Annotated in this window: 13 protein-coding genes; 2 read left to right on the plus strand and 11 right to left on the minus strand. The window is 67.8% G+C overall.

Going from position 1 to position 15,443, the window contains the following annotated elements; translation table 11 throughout:
- Nucleotides 1-311, plus strand: a 311-nt coding sequence (locus tag MAA8898_RS26080) for a M10 family metallopeptidase C-terminal domain-containing protein (protein WP_370738596.1), incomplete at its 5' end; no start/stop codon positions are given.
- A 77-nt stretch (nucleotides 312-388) separates the two neighbouring features.
- On the opposite strand, the gene MAA8898_RS00010 is transcribed toward MAA8898_RS26080, so the two are convergent.
- From MAA8898_RS00010 to MAA8898_RS00055, 11 genes are all read right to left on the minus strand, one after another.
- Nucleotides 389-1,372, minus strand: a complete 984-nt coding sequence (locus MAA8898_RS00010) for a nuclear transport factor 2 family protein (RefSeq protein ID WP_094018925.1) — start codon at nucleotides 1,370-1,372, stop codon at nucleotides 389-391.
- 2 nt (nucleotides 1,373-1,374) lie between these two features.
- Nucleotides 1,375-2,247 carry a dimethyl sulfoxide reductase anchor subunit family protein gene (locus MAA8898_RS00015; RefSeq protein WP_094018926.1) on the minus strand — a complete coding sequence of 291 codons (873 nt, stop codon included), beginning with the start codon at nucleotides 2,245-2,247 and terminating at the stop codon, nucleotides 1,375-1,377.
- Nucleotides 2,247-2,996: a 4Fe-4S dicluster domain-containing protein gene (locus MAA8898_RS00020; protein WP_094018927.1), complete on the minus strand. Its 750-nt coding sequence runs from the start codon at nucleotides 2,994-2,996 to the stop codon at nucleotides 2,247-2,249. The genes MAA8898_RS00015 and MAA8898_RS00020 overlap by 1 nt, the downstream gene beginning before the upstream one ends.
- Entirely contained in the window at nucleotides 2,993-3,154 is a 162-nt protein-coding gene (locus MAA8898_RS26085) for a hypothetical protein (RefSeq protein ID WP_176445018.1), read from the minus strand. The genes MAA8898_RS00020 and MAA8898_RS26085 overlap by 4 nt, the downstream gene beginning before the upstream one ends.
- A 112-nt stretch (nucleotides 3,155-3,266) precedes the next feature.
- Nucleotides 3,267-6,101, minus strand: coding sequence for a molybdopterin oxidoreductase family protein (locus MAA8898_RS00025; protein ID WP_094018928.1), 2,835 nt, complete (start codon nucleotides 6,099-6,101; stop codon nucleotides 3,267-3,269).
- Between the two features lie 218 nt (nucleotides 6,102-6,319).
- Nucleotides 6,320-7,471, minus strand: a complete 1,152-nt coding sequence (locus tag MAA8898_RS00030) for an acetate/propionate family kinase (protein ID WP_094018929.1) — start codon at nucleotides 7,469-7,471, stop codon at nucleotides 6,320-6,322.
- A 3-nt stretch (nucleotides 7,472-7,474) separates the two neighbouring features.
- A complete protein-coding gene (gene xsc, locus MAA8898_RS00035) occupies nucleotides 7,475-9,268 on the minus strand; it encodes a sulfoacetaldehyde acetyltransferase (RefSeq protein ID WP_094018930.1) in 1,794 nt (597 codons plus the stop codon).
- A 230-nt stretch (nucleotides 9,269-9,498) separates the two neighbouring features.
- The gene (locus MAA8898_RS00040) at nucleotides 9,499-10,146 is read right to left on the minus strand and encodes a hypothetical protein (protein WP_176445019.1); all 648 of its coding nucleotides are present in this window, start codon (nucleotides 10,144-10,146) and stop codon (nucleotides 9,499-9,501) included.
- A 176-nt stretch (nucleotides 10,147-10,322) separates the two neighbouring features.
- Nucleotides 10,323-10,976 (minus strand): hypothetical protein, encoded by a 654-nt coding sequence (locus tag MAA8898_RS00045; protein ID WP_094018932.1) that lies wholly within the window; start codon nucleotides 10,974-10,976, stop codon nucleotides 10,323-10,325.
- A 101-nt stretch (nucleotides 10,977-11,077) separates the two neighbouring features.
- Nucleotides 11,078-12,484, minus strand: coding sequence for a selenium-binding protein SBP56-related protein (locus MAA8898_RS00050; RefSeq protein WP_094018933.1), 1,407 nt, complete (start codon nucleotides 12,482-12,484; stop codon nucleotides 11,078-11,080).
- A gap of 147 nt (nucleotides 12,485-12,631) precedes the next feature.
- On the minus strand, nucleotides 12,632-13,822 hold the full coding sequence (locus MAA8898_RS00055; RefSeq protein ID WP_245853196.1) for a glycosyltransferase family 4 protein: 1,191 nt from the start codon (nucleotides 13,820-13,822) through the stop codon (nucleotides 12,632-12,634).
- Between the two features lie 214 nt (nucleotides 13,823-14,036).
- On the opposite strand from MAA8898_RS00055, the gene MAA8898_RS00060 reads away from it, so the two are divergent.
- On the plus strand, nucleotides 14,037-15,437 hold the full coding sequence (locus MAA8898_RS00060) for an O-antigen ligase family protein (protein WP_176445020.1): 1,401 nt from the start codon (nucleotides 14,037-14,039) through the stop codon (nucleotides 15,435-15,437).
- Nucleotides 15,438-15,443 lie beyond the last annotated feature (6 nt).

Raw genomic sequence — 15,443 nt, forward strand, 5'->3', positions numbered from 1 at the left:
CCGGCGGACTGGGGGCCGACAACTTCGTGTTCCGCTCGCTGGCCGAAACCGTCGTCGGCGTGAACCGCGACCAGATCCTCGACTTTCAGAAGGGCCAGGACCTGATCATCGTCGCGGGCCTGCATCCCGGCGTGTTCGAATTTCGCGGCACCCTGCCCTTTGCCCCCTCCGGCAACCCGGAGCTGCGGCTGTTCGAGACGGCGACCGGATCGACCATCGTGCAGATGGATGCCGACGGCAACGGCAGCGTCGATGCGGAGATCCGGGTGGCCAATGTCACTGGGCTGACGGCGGTGGATTTCGTGCTGTAAGCGCGGCAGAGGCCGCCCCGCGCAGTCCCGTCCCGGGCTTGACCCGGGACCCCGCCCGCCTCTGCAACGCCTTGCAATCAGACCGCGCCGGTGGCCAGCAGGATCTGCTTCCAGACCGCCGTCTCGTCATACAGGGTCCACTCGCGGCGCAACCCGCGCGGGCCAAACTCGGCATGGGTGATCCCCATGACAAAGACATCCGCCCCGGTCGGCGCACCGAACAGGCCCCAGCCATCGTGCCGTCCGGACAGCTCCCAGCGCACCGCCGCGCGTGGCGGGCACAAAGGCTCTTCCAGCCCGACCGCATGGCGCACGCCAAAGCGGGCCGAGGGGAACGCCGCGCGCAATGCCATCCAGAAGCGTTCCGCATCGGGCCAGCCCGCGCCGGTGTCCTGACTCGGGTAGGCCAGTTCTGCCGCCCGGTCATAGCAATCGACGATGGCGGCGATCTCGCCCGCCATCATGCGGTTTTGCAGGTCGGCCAGGTGCTGGCCCCAGTCGCTGTCATTGCCCAGCCCCTCGTAGCGGGCGGGCACGTCGGTTGCGGGCGTCAGGGGACGGGTGCAGGCCTCGGGCCCGCCCTCCCAGGCGATCAGGTCGCGCGTCCAGTCCTCTGCGTCCAGGCCGAGTTGCCGCAGGATCGCCGACTGGTCGCGCACCACCCATTGCTCGGCCACCGCGTTGCCCCGGCACCAGCTGTCGGTCATGGTGCGAAAGGTCACCGGCCGCCGGGTCGCCGGGCCGAACAGACCCGGACCGCCGTGCCGCGCCGTTGTCAGCGTCCGGTGCGAGGCGAAAAAGGACTTGTCCCCGGTCTGGCTCCAGATCACGTCTTCGCCCAGCATCTCGCCATCGGGGAACTCGGCCAGCGCGCCCTGCACCGCCGCAGCCACCGCGCGCCGCCCCTCGTGCAACGCAAGGGGCGTCCGCTGCACCACATCCTCGGCGCAATAGCGCGCCAGCCGCTCCATCCGCCGTTCGTCCCAGATCTCGCGCGTGATGCCCAGAACGTAGTCCGACGCATCGGTCCACGTCTCGTCGAAACCGGGAAGAAAGGACATTTTCAGCGTTTTCCGTAATACAGGCCAACCACGTGCTCGGCCTCGGCAAAGAACAACCACCGGGCGACCAGCACACCGGCAATATGCGCGATCACCGCGACCAGTGCAAAGAGATGTCCGAAGGGCAGCAGCAGGAAAAACGCCGGGACCACGGCGATCAGCAGCAGCGCGATCACCCGCAGCTTTTGCGCGTGCTTGCGGCCCACGACATGCACCATCTCGCGCAGCAGGTAGTTGGACCCGGTGTGCGGCGGCTCAAAGGCGCGGACGCTGCCGATCGGTCCCAGGCCCGTGGCGCTGGCCATGGTCGTGCCGGACCGGGCAAACCGCCTATCGCCGTCCCACCACCAGTACGCCTGCGCCAGCGCGGCCAGCGCGATCAGCGCCATGCCGATGCCAACCCGTCCGGACAGCAGCGCCCCGCCACCCAGCGCGTAGAGCAGGAAGAGCACCGGCGTCGACCAGTGGTGCCAGCGCGGCACCGATTTCAGCTGGGTGTAGATCATCGAGGTGGCGAAGACCGCGAACAGGCTGAGCGCCGCACCGGGCCAGGCCAGCGCGGACAGGTGAATGTCGAACAGGATCAGCGCCGCGCCGTGCAGCCCCATGACCACCAGCGCCGCCGCAGCCGCCCAGGCCTCGCGCGACAGCCAGCTGGACCGCCACTGGCTGAAGGCCTTGAGCGCCCGTTCCGGTCGGCCGAGGTGAAAGGCAGAGGCCATCAGCCCGCCCCCCGCCAGCGCAAAGGCGATGGCGTAGAACACGAATGCCACCCAGCCGCGCGCCGGATCCGGGTCCACCCCCAGCCAGAACAGCAGGCCAAAGCCGAGACCCGACAGCGTGGTGAAGGCGATGATGGACGGGGCCGGATGCATCAGAGCTTCTCCAGCGTCTTGTCGAGCCAGGCGAGCAAGCCGCGCGGCTCATCGGCCACCGGCGCGAGGAAGGGGGCGAGCACGTCGACCTCTGCCTGCCACGTGTCCTTGGGGCGCGGCGGCAGGTACTTGTTGACAGGCTTGGTGCCCTGTTCGGGCATCAGGTCGATGCCGCCGCGGTCCGCCACCAGCCGCGACACCGCGCTGTCGGGGTCCGCAAGGTCGCCGAAGTGGCGCGCGCCCGCCGGGCAGGTGCGCACACAGGCGGGCACGCGGTCCTCCTCCGGCAGGTTCTCGTTGTAGATGCGGTCGACGCAGAGGGTGCATTTCTTCATCACCCCGGCGGCCAGGTCCAATTCGCGCGCGCCATAGGGGCAGGCCCAGGCGCAGAGGCCGCAGCCGATGCAATCGGATTCGTTGACCAGCACGATGCCGTCCTCGACCCGCTTGTAGCTGGCGCCGGTCGGGCAGACGGTGACGCAGGGCGCGTCGTCGCAGTGCAGGCAGGATTTCGGGAAATGCACCAATTGGGCGAGGGCATCCTGCGGCTGGACCTCGTAACTGTGCACGCGGTTGAGGAAGGTGCCGGATGGATCGGCGCCGTAGGGGTCCTGGTCACTGAGGGGCGCGCCGTAGTTCTCGGTGTTCCAACCCTTGCAGGAGATCACGCAGGCGTGGCAGCCGACGCAGGTGTCGAGGTCGATCACCAGACCCAGGCTGCGGGTCGTGCTGTCAGGCAGGATGGTCATGCGGCCCCTCCGGGCGGGGCGGTGTCACGCGGCAGGTGCAGCACCACCGGCTGTTCCTTTTCGGGGTCCCAGGTGGCGACGAACCAGATGAAGGTGCCCGCCGTCAGCAGGAAGAACAGGGCGATCGCGGCGAGGGTGAGTTTCATGGCGCGGTTCATGCGGTGTCTCCATCGTGCGGCGGGGCGGGATTATTGGGACGCGGCGCTGGGGGCGCTGCCCCCGTCTCCCTTCGGTCGACTCCCCCGGGCGTATTTTCACAGAGAAGAAGCATCAGCTGTCGGTTTTCCAGGCCAGCTGATCCGGCCCCTGCCCGACGGGCGAGCGCAATGGCGGCAGCGCGGGCTGGCTTTCGGCGGGGGCGTCGACCTTGCGGATCGAGACGCGCAGGTCGAACCAGGCCGCCTGCCCGGTGACCGGGTCCGAGTTGGACCACCTCAGGCCGTCGCCCCTGGGCGGCAGAAGTTCGTGGATCAGGTGATTGAGCAGGAAGCCCCTGGTCGCCTCGGGGGCGTCGGGCTTGAGCGCCCAGGCGCCCTTGCGCTTGCCGATGGCATTCCAGGTCCAGATCGTGTTGGGGTTCAGCGCCGCCATTTCCGCCACCGGGACGGTGATGCTGCCGTGCGGCGAGCTGATGCAGGCCCAGTCGCCGTCCTTCAGCCCGTGTTCGCGCATCAGGCGGGTGGGCAGGTACATCGGGTTGTGGCCGTGCAGCTGCCGCAGCCAGGCGTTCTGCGTGCCCCAGCTGTGGTACATTGCCATCGGACGCTGGGTCAGGGCGTGGACAGGGTAGCTGTCGGGGTCGCCCGCGTCGGGCGCGTACCACAGCGGCAGCGGGTCGAGCTTTTCGGCGATGCGGGCGCGCAGATGTTCGGGCGGCTGGCTGTCGCCGTGGCCTTCGGCGGCTAGCTGGAAGCGGCGCAGCGGTTCGGCGTAGAGCTGGAACAGGTAGGGGGCGGCCGCGTCGTAGAGGCCGGTCTGAACCGCCCAGTTCTGGTAGGCGGCGTTCCAGGGTTTGAAATACTGCGCCTCCTCGGGGACGTGGATCGTGCAGAAGCCGCCGTTGGCGATGTAGCTGTCGACCTGCGCCGCGTTCGGCTCGCCCCGTCCGTGGGTCAGGCCGGTATCGCCCAGCCGCCAGCCCGCCAGCGGCCCGATGCCGGGCTTGCGCTGGTGCGTCTGGATGTAGTCGGCGTAATCGGCGTATGTCGGGCTGCCATCGGCCTCGACCATGCCGGGCAAGCCCAGCCGCGCGCCGAGGTCCAACAGCACCGACTGGAAACCGCGCACGTCACGATCCGGCTCCACCACCGGCCAGCGGATCGCGTCGGCGGCGGCGTCCGGTTCGGAGATCGGCCGGTCGAGCAGCGAGATGCAGTCGTGCCGTTCCAGGTAGGTGGTGTCGGGCAGGATCAGGTCGGCATAGGCGACCATTTCCGACGAATAGGCGTCTGAATAGATGATGCGCGGAATGACATAGTCGCCGTTGTCGTCCGTGTCGGTCAGCATCTGCATGACGCCGCGCGTGTTCATCGACGAATTCCACGCCATGTTCGCCATGTAGAGGAACAGCGTGTCGATCCTGTAGGGATCGCCGGCATGGGCGTTGGAGATCACCATGTGCATCAGCCCGTGCACCGACAGCGGGTTGTCCCAGGTAAAGGCCTTGTCGATGCGCAGCGGCTTGCCGTCGTTGTCGATGGCCAGGTCCTGCGGGCCCATCGGGTAGCCCAGGTGCGGGCCGTCCAGCGGCTGGCCCGGGGTCGACTGCGCGTGCGGGCGGGGGTGGAGCTCGGCCGGCTTGGGATAGGGCGGTTTGAACCGCATCCCGCCGGGGGTTTCCACCGCGCCCAGCAGGATCTGCAACACATGCAGCGCGCGGCAGGTCTGGAACCCGTTGGCATGGGCCGAGATGCCGCGCATGGCGTGGATCGCCACCGGGCGGCCGGTCATGGTCTGATGCCTCTCGCCACGGAAATCGGTCCAGGGGCGGTCCAGCACCACCGGGTCGTCAAAGGCAGCGCGCGCCAGTTCGCCTGCCAGCGCGCGGATGCGCTCGGCGCTGACGCCGCAGCGCCCGGCCACCGCCTCGGGGGCGTAGTCGGGCGCGAGGTAGCGTTCGGCGAGGCGGTGCATCACGCTGGAATGGGTGATCCCGGCGCGGCGGATGTGGCCTGTGAGGTCGGGTTTGATCCCCGGCGCGTCCCAGGCGGCCAGCTGGCCAGTGGTGCGGTCGATGACCTGCGGCTTGCCGTCGTCGTCGCGCAGGAACAACCCGTAGTCGGGCGATTTCGGGTCGCCGTTCAGCAGGACCGGCGCGTTGGTGTAGCGCGCGAGGTAGTCGACGTCGATGCGCCCTGCCTTCAGCAGACAATGCACCAGGCTGAGGATCAGCAGCCCATCCGTGCCCGGCGTGATGCCGATCCAGTCATCCGCCACCGCGTTGTAGCCCGACCGGATCGGGTTCACCCCGATCACCTTGGCGCCACGCGCCTTCAGCTTGCCCAGCCCCATCTTGATCGGGTTGCTGTCGTGATCCTCGGCCACGCCGAACAACAGGAACAGCTTGGCATGGTCCCAGTCGGGCGTGCCGAACTCCCAGAAGGCCCCACCCATCGTGTAGATGCCGCCCGCCGCCATGTTGACCGAGCAGAATCCGCCATGCGCAGCGAAATTCGGCGTGCCGTACTGCTGTGCCCACCAGCCGGTAAAGCTTTGCGACTGGTCGCGCCCGGTGAAGAAGGCCAGCTTTTCCGGCGCCGTCTCGCGCAGCGGTTTCAGCCAGGACACCGCCGTTTCCAGCGCCTCGTCCCAGCTGATCTCCTCAAATTCGCCCGATCCGCGCGGGCCGACCCGGCGCAGCGGCGCGCGCAGGCGCGAGGGGGCGTTGTGCTGCATGATGCCGGCGCTGCCCTTGGCGCAAAGCACGCCCTTGTTCACGGGATGGTCGCGGTTGCCCTCGATGTAGGCGACACGTTTCTTTCCATCGGGGCCGGCTTTCATGTGGACGTTGATGCCGCAGCGGCAGGCGCACATGTAACAGGTGGTCTTGCGGACCTCGTCCGAGACCCGTGGCGACGTGTCGACTTGCGGTTGCGTCACTCCCATCCTGTCAGTCCTCCCGCGCAGCCTGTTTTCGCGCCGCGTCGTGTTTTTGTGCAACTTTTGTAGATCAATATCGCTCGAAGGCAATGCGCACGGCCCGGTGTCCCGAAGGATGGTTGTCACGCCAAAGAGCGGTCCTGCGCAATGCCGTTCCTGTCACGGGACCAGATGACCACATTTGTCCGCTTCGGGACAAGGAAAACGGAACACCGCCGCCCCGCTCATGCCGCAGCCACGACGCGCAGCGCGGCCTCGGCGATGACGCGCTCTTCCTCGGCCGGGATGACCCACAGCGTGACGGACGACCCCTCGGCCTGGAGGCGCGGCGCGTTGCGGGCGTTCTTCGCCGGATCCAGCCGCGCACCCAGCCAGCCGAAGCCGTCGCAGATGGCCGCGCGGATCGCCGGGGCGTTCTCGCCGATGCCGCCGGTAAAGACGATGGCGTCGACCCCCTCCATCGCCGCGATCAGGCTGCCGCCGTGGCGGCGCGCCCAGTAGGTGAAATGCGCGATGGCAAAGGCGCTGGCCGGGTCGGGGCTGGCCTCCAGCGCGCGCATGTCCGAGATGCCGCCGGACAGGCCGGCCAGGCCGGACTCGTGGTTCAGCAGGTGCGCGGCACCGTCGATCCCCAACTCGCCCGCCAGCCGCAGCACCACCATCGGGTCGATCGTGCCCGAACGCGTGCCCATGGTCAGCCCGTCGGTGGGCGAATAGCCCATCGTCGTGGCCACGCTCTGCCCGCCACGGATCGCGCAGGCCGAAGCGCCGTTGCCCAGGTGAAAGGCCAGCACCCGGTCCGGCAAGTCCCCGGCAAGGGTGGCCAGCCGCTCGACCAGCCCGGTAAAGCTGAGCCCGTGAAAGCCGTACCGCCGTATCCCCGCCCCGGCACAGGCGTCAGGCAGGGCGTAGCGCGTGGCGACCTCGGGGTTGGTGGCGTGAAAGGCGGTGTCGAAACAGGCAACTTGCGGCAAGTCCGGCGCCAGCGCGGTCAGCGCGTCGATGGCGGCCAATTGGTGCGGGTTGTGCAGCGGGGCCAGCGGGACACAGGCGGCGATGGCGTCGCGCACCTCGGGCGTGACCCGCTGCGGCGCGATCAGGTCAGCGCCGCCGTGCACCACGCGGTGCGCCACGGCGCGCAGGTCCGAAGCCTTGACGCCGCGCGCCTCCAGCGCCCGCAACACCGCGTCCAGCGCCGCGCGATGATCGGGCAAGGCGGCGGTTTCGCGCGCCTCGCCCATCTTCAGGACGGCCTGCGCCCCGATGCCCGAGACGCTGCCGCGCAGCACCTCGCGCAGATCGGCATCGTAGAGCGCCAGCTTGATCGACGAGGACCCGACATTGAGGACCAGGACCTCGCCCGTGGCTTCTGCCATGCGTTACTCCGCCGCCTGGGCGACGGTCTGCGGCCGCATGTCCGCCGCGTCGATGCCCGCCACGGCGACCGGCTTTTTCATCGCGTCGCGGCGGAAGGGTTCGCCCAGTTCCTGGTTGATCATCGCTTCGATCAGCGTGGTGATGCCGTTTTCCATCTGGTCCTTGACCGCCTGCGCCAGCGCTGCGGTCAACTCGTCCATGCTGCGCGCCACGACCCCTTTCAGCCCGCAGGCCTTGGCGATCCCGGCGTAGGAGACTTCCTCGCTCAGTTCCGTGCCGACAAAGTTGTCGTCGAACCACAGGGTCGAGTTGCGCTTTTCCGCACCCCATTGGTAGTTGCGGAACACGACCTGCGTCACCGCCGGCCATTCGCCCCGGCCGATGGCGGTCAGCTCGTTGACCGCAATGCCGAAGGCGCCGTCCCCGGCAAAGCCGACCACAGGCACCTCCGGGCAGCCGATCTTGGCGCCGACGACGGCGGGCAGGCCATAGCCGCAGGGGCCAAAGAGGCCGGGGGCCAGGTATTTGCGGGGGGCGTCGAAGGTGGGATAGGCATTGCCGATGGCACAGTTGTTGCCGATGTCCGAAGAGATGATCGCCTCGCGCGGCAGCGCGCTCTGGATCGCGCGCCAGGCCATGCGCGGGCTCATCCAGTCGGGCTTGGCGGCGCGGGCGCGCTGGTTCCAGGTGGTGCCAGGATCGTCGTCCTCGTGGTCCATGCTGGACAGCTGCTGCGCCCAGCGCGAGCGGGTCTCGGCGATGCGCGCCCTGCGTTCGGCGCGGCCTTCGTCCCCCGCGCTGTCGGACAGCTGCGCGAGGATGCCCTGCGCCACCTTGGCCGCGTCACCGACGATGCCGACGCTGACCTTCTTGGTCAGGCCGATGCGGTCGGGGTTGAGATCGACCTGGATCACCTTGGCGTCCTTGGGCCAGTACTCCATGCCGTAGCCCGGCAGGGTCGAGAACGGGTTTAGCCGGGTGCCGAGCGCCAGCACCACATCGGCCTCCTTGATCAGGTCCATCGCCGCCTTGGACCCGTTGTAGCCCAGCGGGCCGGCGAACAGCGGGTGGCCGCCCGGAAAGGCATCGTTGTGCTGGTAGCCGACGCAGACCGGCGCATCCAGCCGCTCGGCCAGCGCCTGGCTGGCGGCGATGCCGCCGGCCGACAGCACCACACCGGCGCCGTTCAGGATCACCGGGTTCTTCGCCTCGCTCAGGAGCTTTGCCGCCTGCGCGACCGAATGCTCGCCGCCCGGCGAATGCTCGAACTCGATCGGCTCGGGGATCTCGATGTCGATCACCTGGGTCCAGTAGTCGCGCGGCACGTTGATCTGCGCCGGGGCGCTTGCGCGCTTCGCCTTGGCGATGACACGGGTCAGCACCTCGGCCATGCGCGACGGGTCACGCACCTCTTCCTGGTAGGCGACCATGTCCTCGAACAGTTTCATCTGCTCGACTTCCTGGAACCCGCCCATGCCGATGGTCTTGTTCGCCGCCTGCGGCGTGACCAGCAACAGCGGCGTGTGATTCCAGTACGCAGTCTTCACCGCGGTGACGAAATTGGTGATGCCGGGGCCGTTCTGCGCCACCATCATGCTCATCTTGCCGGTCGCGCGGGTGTAGCCATCGGCCATCATGCCGGCGCTGCCCTCGTGCGCGCAGTCCCAGAAGGTGATCCCCGCCTTGGGGAACAGGTCCGAGATCGGCATCATCGCCGACCCGATGATCCCGAAGGCGTGCTGGATCCCGTGGCGCTGAAGCACTTTCACAAAGGCTTCTTCGGTGGTCATCTTCATCGGCGTCTCTCCCAAAGGCAAAGGCGCCGGCACAGGGGAGGCCGGCGGTCAGCGGGCAATCTACCGGCGGGGCGAAGCGGCAGATAGGGCCAGTTCGACCGGCGCTTTAGCGCCAGTATGGCGGACCTGGCGCCCGCGCCCGTGCCGTTTGCCCGCGTTGCCCCCGCGTGCCGACCGGCCCCGGTGCGGCGGTCGCGCTGCCTGACCCCGCCCGGCGCGCGGCCGTCAGGTCACCTTGACTGATCGGGCGCGGCGTTCAGGATGAAATAGGCGCAGATGTATTCGCGCGGCACGGCGCTGTCCTTGCGGAGGCCGACGACGTAGAGCGATGGTGCCCGCACGCGCTCGGCGCTTTCACAGTGCATCGGGCTATGCAGGCTCTTGCAGACTCGTCTGGCCTGTGCCTCGTAATACCGTCCGTGCGGCCATTTCTTCCAGACCGGCTCGGCGAATTCGATGGTCAGCATGGCCCCGTCTGTCGATGAGGGCGTGGAATACCGGGCGTCGGACTTGGAATCGACATGCGCCTCCAGCTCGAACGAGACCTTGCGGTTGCCGAAGGTCGCCTCGAGAATTTCCCACTGGCCTTTCATCGAGTATTTCTCGTTCCTCTCGAACACCAGGCTCTCGCAAAAGGAGACGTCCTTCCGGGCCGGAAAGACAACCATCACCTCGCCAAAAGGCTCTCGAATGTCGCCCCGCAACCACTGCGAGAGATGTTGACCCTCCATCACCCGCGTGTTCGGTTCCGGTTTGCCGAGGAAATCGGCATGGGCCGGGGACAGCAGGATCAGGCCAAGCCCGACCGCCACCATGCGGCGCATCGACATGAACATGAAAAAGCTCCAGATATCCTGTTTCGTGCCACAAAGGCTCATCCAATTCGCGGCGCGAGGGTATCATTCAAGATTTGCCCAAACAAGATTCGGTCCCGGCCGGCAATCAGCGCGGACATCGGGGCCTGACGTCGGGCCGAGACCCCGGTCCGCCACTGTCCGTGACGATTGACCCGCCACCTGACAAGCCCCGGGGCCGGCGCTCCGGGGCCAAGCGCCTACCAGGCCGCCCAGACCCCGATCGCCCCGACCAGCATCAGGCTTGCTGCCCAGAACACATCCAGGTTGAACCAGCTACGGGTAAGGAACTTCAGCCCTAGCCAGGCATGGACGCCCCAGGCGATGGCCCCGCCGGTCAGCGCCATGGCGGTGGTGTGCACCAGCGCCACCGCCAGCGCGGTGCCCGCGTTGGCCGCCATCAGCGCGCCCGCCGCCGCGTGCCCGGCCTCCACGTCCTCGCCACACAGGCCCAGGTAGATCGGCACCAGCATCAGCCCCGCGCCATGCGCCATCGCCGCAAGAAAGGACCACAGCGCCAGCCGCGCCGGGTGTACCCGGGCCAGGAACCTTGGATGCCGCCGGTTGAACAGCAGCCAGACGCCCACACCCATCACGAGGAGACCCGCACCGAAGCGGATCTCGCGCTCCCACGTGACCAGCGCCGTCATGGCCGAAAACGGCAGCAGGATCGCCGTCATGGCCAGGAGATGCCCCAGCGCGAGCAGGCCCAGCGCCCGCCACAGCGCGCGCCGCTTCCGCTCCATCAGCGCCGCAGAGACGGCCAGCGGCCAGCCCATCCCCGGGTTCACCCCGTGATAGACCCCGGCCAGCAGCACCGCGCCCCACAGCGCCGATGCCGTCTCGCCGCTCACGCGCGCACCGTCCTACGGGTCAACTGTACCTGCTCGTTTCTTCTCTGGAAAAATACCCACCGCGACGGCGGCCACAAAGGACCGCCGCCGGGACAAGGGCCTCAGACGTTGGGATAGCAGAAACTGTCGGTCGAGCAGTCGCCGCCTTCCAGCCGGATCTGGTGGCTGCGGTAGCCCTTGGGGAAGTCGACGCAGAAACCGTCGTCCAGCGTCAACCCACCGTTCTCGCCCGCGTGCGCCATGACCATGGCAGCACCCCGATCGCCGGGATAGAACTGGTCGTCCCAGGTCGAATACAGCGAGTTGGTCCAGTAGACCCGCTTGCCGTCGCGGCTGATCTCGACCATCTGCGGACCGTAGCCAAATGGCTTGCCCGAGGGATGCGGGGTCTTGCGGACGATGCCGCCGATCTCGACCTTGCCGGCAAGTTTCGGGTTCATCGGGTCGGACACATCGTATTGATGCATCTCGCCGGTGCCCCAGCAGGCAACGTAGAGGAAACGGTCATCCAGGCTGAGGTCGATGTCCGTCACCAGCGGCGGCACCGCGCCGAAGCCCTTCAGCAGGTCGGGCAGGTCCGCGGCGTCGGCCGGCTGCGGGTCGATGGTGATGGTCTTCTTGGCCTCGAAGGTGCCGTCGTCCTTTTGCCACCAGGTGAAGATCGCGCCTTGCAGGTTGGTGGTGTCCACCACCACGCCACAGAAACCGTGCTTTTTCGCCGGGTCGTGCGCCGGGCGGATCTCCAGCGCCATCTGGTGGTTGGCGCCCAGGTCGATGGTTTGCACGTTCTTGCGCTGACGCAGGTTCCAGAAGTGGATCGAATGGCCGTACTTGTTGGACAGCAGGTCCTCGGCGACGATGCCGTTCTCGAACTGCGGCGGCAGCGCCCATTCCGACGACACCATGTAGTCGCGCGGCAGGTTCCACCAGAAATCGTAGTGCTTGTCCTGCTTGCCACGGTCCATCTCGTAGCGGCCGAGGATCTCGAAGGTCTCGCAGTCCAGGATGAAGATGCCCGGAGGGCCGTCGGTCCCGTCCTTGCCGCCGCCGCCCAGGGTGCTGACGTAGATGCCCTCGGGGCCGCAATGGATGGTGTGGGGGCGCGAATAGCCGGTCTTGGCAAAGACCTCTTCCGGCTCGATGATCTTGTGGATCTTGGCCTTCAGCGGTTCCTTGACGTCGATGATGTAGATCCGCGACGACCGGATGCCGGGGATGATCAGGTAGCGCCGTTCCAGAAAGGCGTGCCCGCTCAGCGGCGACAACGACGAAGAACAGGCGTTCCAGCCGAAGTGGTGAAACTCGTCGCCCGTGTTGGGCATGATCACCTGGTGGACGATCTGGCCGTAGGTCTTCGACCCGGGCTTGACGTCCACCACCGCCAGCCCGTCCGGCTGCGAGAAGTCGGGGCTGAGCATCAGGGTGAAGGCCAGGTTTTCCGGGGGCGCCTGCATGGCCATGCGGGCCGTCGGATGAAACGTCGGGTCGGGTCGGAATGTCTCATTCATCGCTTTTCCTCCTCCAAATTGTGCAGACAGCCCCAAAGGGCTGAAAAACCTTGCGATTGGCGACGCGGATTGCGGGCAGTAGGCCCCACTTGCCGGCACAGGTCAACGATTCACTGCGACGCTGCGTCGCAGCACGGCGCGCCCTTGTCAGGCCAGCCGGCGGGTTGCGACGTGCTGTTTGCGGGCGACCGCCTCGTGCAGCAGGTCGGCCGTCGCGGAACCCCAGGCATCCCAGTTCAGACGCGCCTCGAACTCGCGCCGCGCCGACAGGCTGAGGCGGCTGTAAGCCGCCGGATCAGCCAGGTAGCCCTGAATCTGCGCGGCGAAATCCTCGGCATCCGCGCCCGGCGGCAAGGCGTGCCCGGTCAGCCCGTCGCGCACCGGCACGCCGCCAACCCGCAGGCAGAGCGCCGGCAGCCCGTAGGCCGCCGCCTCGCAGAAGGCAAAGCCGTAGGATTCAAACGACGGCATCACCATGAAGTGCGCGGCCTTCAGCGCCGCCTCGAAGATGGCCAGTTCCCCGGGCACCGCCTTGTTCAGCTGGCGGTGCACGGTGACATGGGCGTTGCGGTGATTGTCGGGCGGCAGGCAGCCGATCACCGTCAGCCGGGCATCGACGCCGCGGGCGCGTAGGACCTGCATCGTGTAAAAGGCCACCGGCCCGCCCTTGGCGTGCCAGTTGCGCCCGACGACCAGCAGGTCGATCGGCCCTCCGGGCGTCAGCGTCCGTGGCCCGGCCGATGGCGGCGTGCGGATGTTGGCGCCCCAGGGCACCATGTGGCTGCGCGCCGGATCGAGGCCATAGCGTTCCTCGGCGGCGTCCTGCAACCAGCTTGACGGCCACAGCAGCAGGTCCATCCGGCGCAGGGTGGCGCGTTCGCGGCGTTCCACCCAGTCGTCCAGCAGATGGCCCAGCGCAAAGTGCCGCCCATGCGCCTGCCCGACCTCGGACAGCCGGTAGACGGTCTGCGTCGCGTCCGAGGTATAGGCGGTGACCATCCCCTCCGGCGCCCGCAGCCCGGCCATGGCATGCAACGCATAGGCGCCAAACAACACGTCAAAGCCGCCTTCGGCGAGATGCCGGTGCACCGCCGAGGCGATCACCCGGCGCAGCGCGAAATGCGCCCGCCAGCGCGCCCGCAGCGCCACCGACTCGGGCATCGCCCGGATCAGCCGCCGCACCGGCTCGGCCAGGCCCCAGCGTCGGGGCAGGACTGTCACCTCGCCCGCGTGTTCCTGCAAGGCGTCATGAATCCGCGCGTTGCCGCCGGAATAGAGGCTCCGGTCCAGCGGGGACAGGTCGCACAGATAGGCGATGCGCAGCGGTTTCGGTTTCATCTGTCCGCACTGTTTCCCTTGCGGCAGCCTTATTGCAATCGAAACCCGGCGAGATTGCGGCAGACCCGTCCGCAACCGGATCGACTCCGTGGTCATTGTGGACAAACCGGGGGGATTTCACCCTTTTGCTGCATTGCAGCCGCGACTTTGCCGCATCGCGCTGCTATCCCTGCGCCACCCGGGGCCCGCAAGGCGCCCGCAGACCCGAGCGACGATGCCGAACCAGATCGCCTTTCTCGCGCTGGCGATAAGCCCGATTTTCGTGGCCGTGATGATGTCACGGCTGCGAACGGACACGTCCGTGATCTGGTCGCTTATGCTGTGCTACCTCTTCCTGCCCGAGCGGCCGGCGGTCTTTGACCTGCCGATGCTGCCGCCGCTGGACAAGCACAACATTCCCGCGCTGGCCGCCTTCATGATCTCGCTGCGCCGCTACGGCACCGAGGGCAACCTGCTGCCGCAGTCGCTCCTGCTGCGCGTTCTGCTGCTGGTCTTCGTCTTCTCCCCCGTCCTGACGGTGATGACCAACGGCGAACCGGTCTGGTTCGGCCTGGTCGGCCTGCCGGCGCTGGGCCTGAAGGACGCCGCCGCGCTGACGCTGGAGCAATTCCTGCTGGTCCTGCCCTTCCTGCTGGCTCACCAGCACCTGTCGCACGAAGGCTCGCAGCGCGAACTGCTGCGCGCGCTGATGATCGGCGGGCTGATCTACGCGCCGCTGATGTTGATCGAAATCCGCCTGTCGCCGCAGCTGAACAACTGGGTCTACGGCTATTTCCAGCACTATTTCGCGCAGACGATCCGTTTTGGCGGCTACCGGCCCATCGTGTTCCTGTACCATGGCATCTGGGTCGCCTTCTTCCTGATGATGTCCGTGGTTGCGGCCTACGCGCTGTGGCGCTGGCGCGGCGGCGGACGGCGGGCCTGGGTCCTGGCCGCGGCACTGATCCTGACCGTGGTCCTTGTGCTGGCGAAATCGCTGGGCGCGCTGATCTTCATGGCGCTGCTCGTGCCGCTGGTGGTGCTGCTGCCGATCCGCGCGCAGGTCCGGGTCGCGCTGCTGATCGGTGCGCTGGCCATCGGCTACCCGCTGCTCAAGGGCGCGCACCTGGTGCCGCAGGAACAGATGCTGGCGCAGGCCGAACGGATCGACCCGGACCGCGCCGGCTCGCTCCGGTTCCGCTTCATGAACGAGGACACACTGCTGGACCGCGCCTACATCAAGCCGGTGTTCGGCTGGGGCAGCTGGGGGCGCAACCACATCCTGGACCCGGTCAACGGCACCATCCTGACGGTGACGGACGGCTACTGGATCATCGTCATCGGCACCTATGGCTGGGTCGGCTTCCTGGCCATGTTCGGGCTGCTGCTGTCCCCCCTCGTGCTGATCGCCGGCGCGATGCGGCAGGCCGGCACGGACAAGGTTTCGCCGCTGGTCGGTCCGCTCTGCCTGCTGCTGGCGATCAACGTGCTGGACCTTTTGCCCAATGCGACGCTGACTCCGCTGACCTGGCTCGTCGCCGGGGCGCTGACGGGCTATGCCGAACTGCTGCGCCGCCGCAACAGGCAGGCCGGGTCCCGCTCTGCAACGCACCTGCGCTGGCGCCCGGTCATCTAGGAAGGA

This window comes from Antarctobacter aquimaris, from assembly GCF_900184945.1.
GTDB lineage: Bacteria > Pseudomonadota > Alphaproteobacteria > Rhodobacterales > Rhodobacteraceae > Maliponia > Maliponia aquimaris.

Excerpts from the sequence above, each read along its gene's own strand:
- MAA8898_RS26085 (WP_176445018.1), bottom strand. The coding sequence starts at position 3,154 with ATGAACCGCGCCATGAAACTCACCCTCGCCGCGATCGCCCTGTTCTTC.
- MAA8898_RS00025 (WP_094018928.1), bottom strand. The coding sequence starts at position 6,101 with ATGGGAGTGACGCAACCGCAAGTCGACACGTCGCCACGGGTCTCGGAC.
- xsc (WP_094018930.1), bottom strand. The coding sequence starts at position 9,268 with ATGAAGATGACCACCGAAGAAGCCTTTGTGAAAGTGCTTCAGCGCCAC.
- MAA8898_RS00010 (WP_094018925.1), bottom strand. The coding sequence starts at position 1,372 with ATGTCCTTTCTTCCCGGTTTCGACGAGACGTGGACCGATGCGTCGGAC.
- MAA8898_RS00015 (WP_094018926.1), bottom strand. The coding sequence starts at position 2,247 with ATGCATCCGGCCCCGTCCATCATCGCCTTCACCACGCTGTCGGGTCTC.
- MAA8898_RS00060 (WP_176445020.1), top strand. The coding sequence starts at position 14,037 with ATGCCGAACCAGATCGCCTTTCTCGCGCTGGCGATAAGCCCGATTTTC.
- MAA8898_RS00020 (WP_094018927.1), bottom strand. The coding sequence starts at position 2,996 with ATGACCATCCTGCCTGACAGCACGACCCGCAGCCTGGGTCTGGTGATC.
- MAA8898_RS00050 (WP_094018933.1), bottom strand. The coding sequence starts at position 12,484 with ATGAATGAGACATTCCGACCCGACCCGACGTTTCATCCGACGGCCCGC.
- MAA8898_RS00040 (WP_176445019.1), bottom strand. The coding sequence starts at position 10,146 with ATGAGCCTTTGTGGCACGAAACAGGATATCTGGAGCTTTTTCATGTTC.
- MAA8898_RS00030 (WP_094018929.1), bottom strand. The coding sequence starts at position 7,471 with ATGGCAGAAGCCACGGGCGAGGTCCTGGTCCTCAATGTCGGGTCCTCG.
- MAA8898_RS00055 (WP_245853196.1), bottom strand. The coding sequence starts at position 13,822 with ATGAAACCGAAACCGCTGCGCATCGCCTATCTGTGCGACCTGTCCCCG.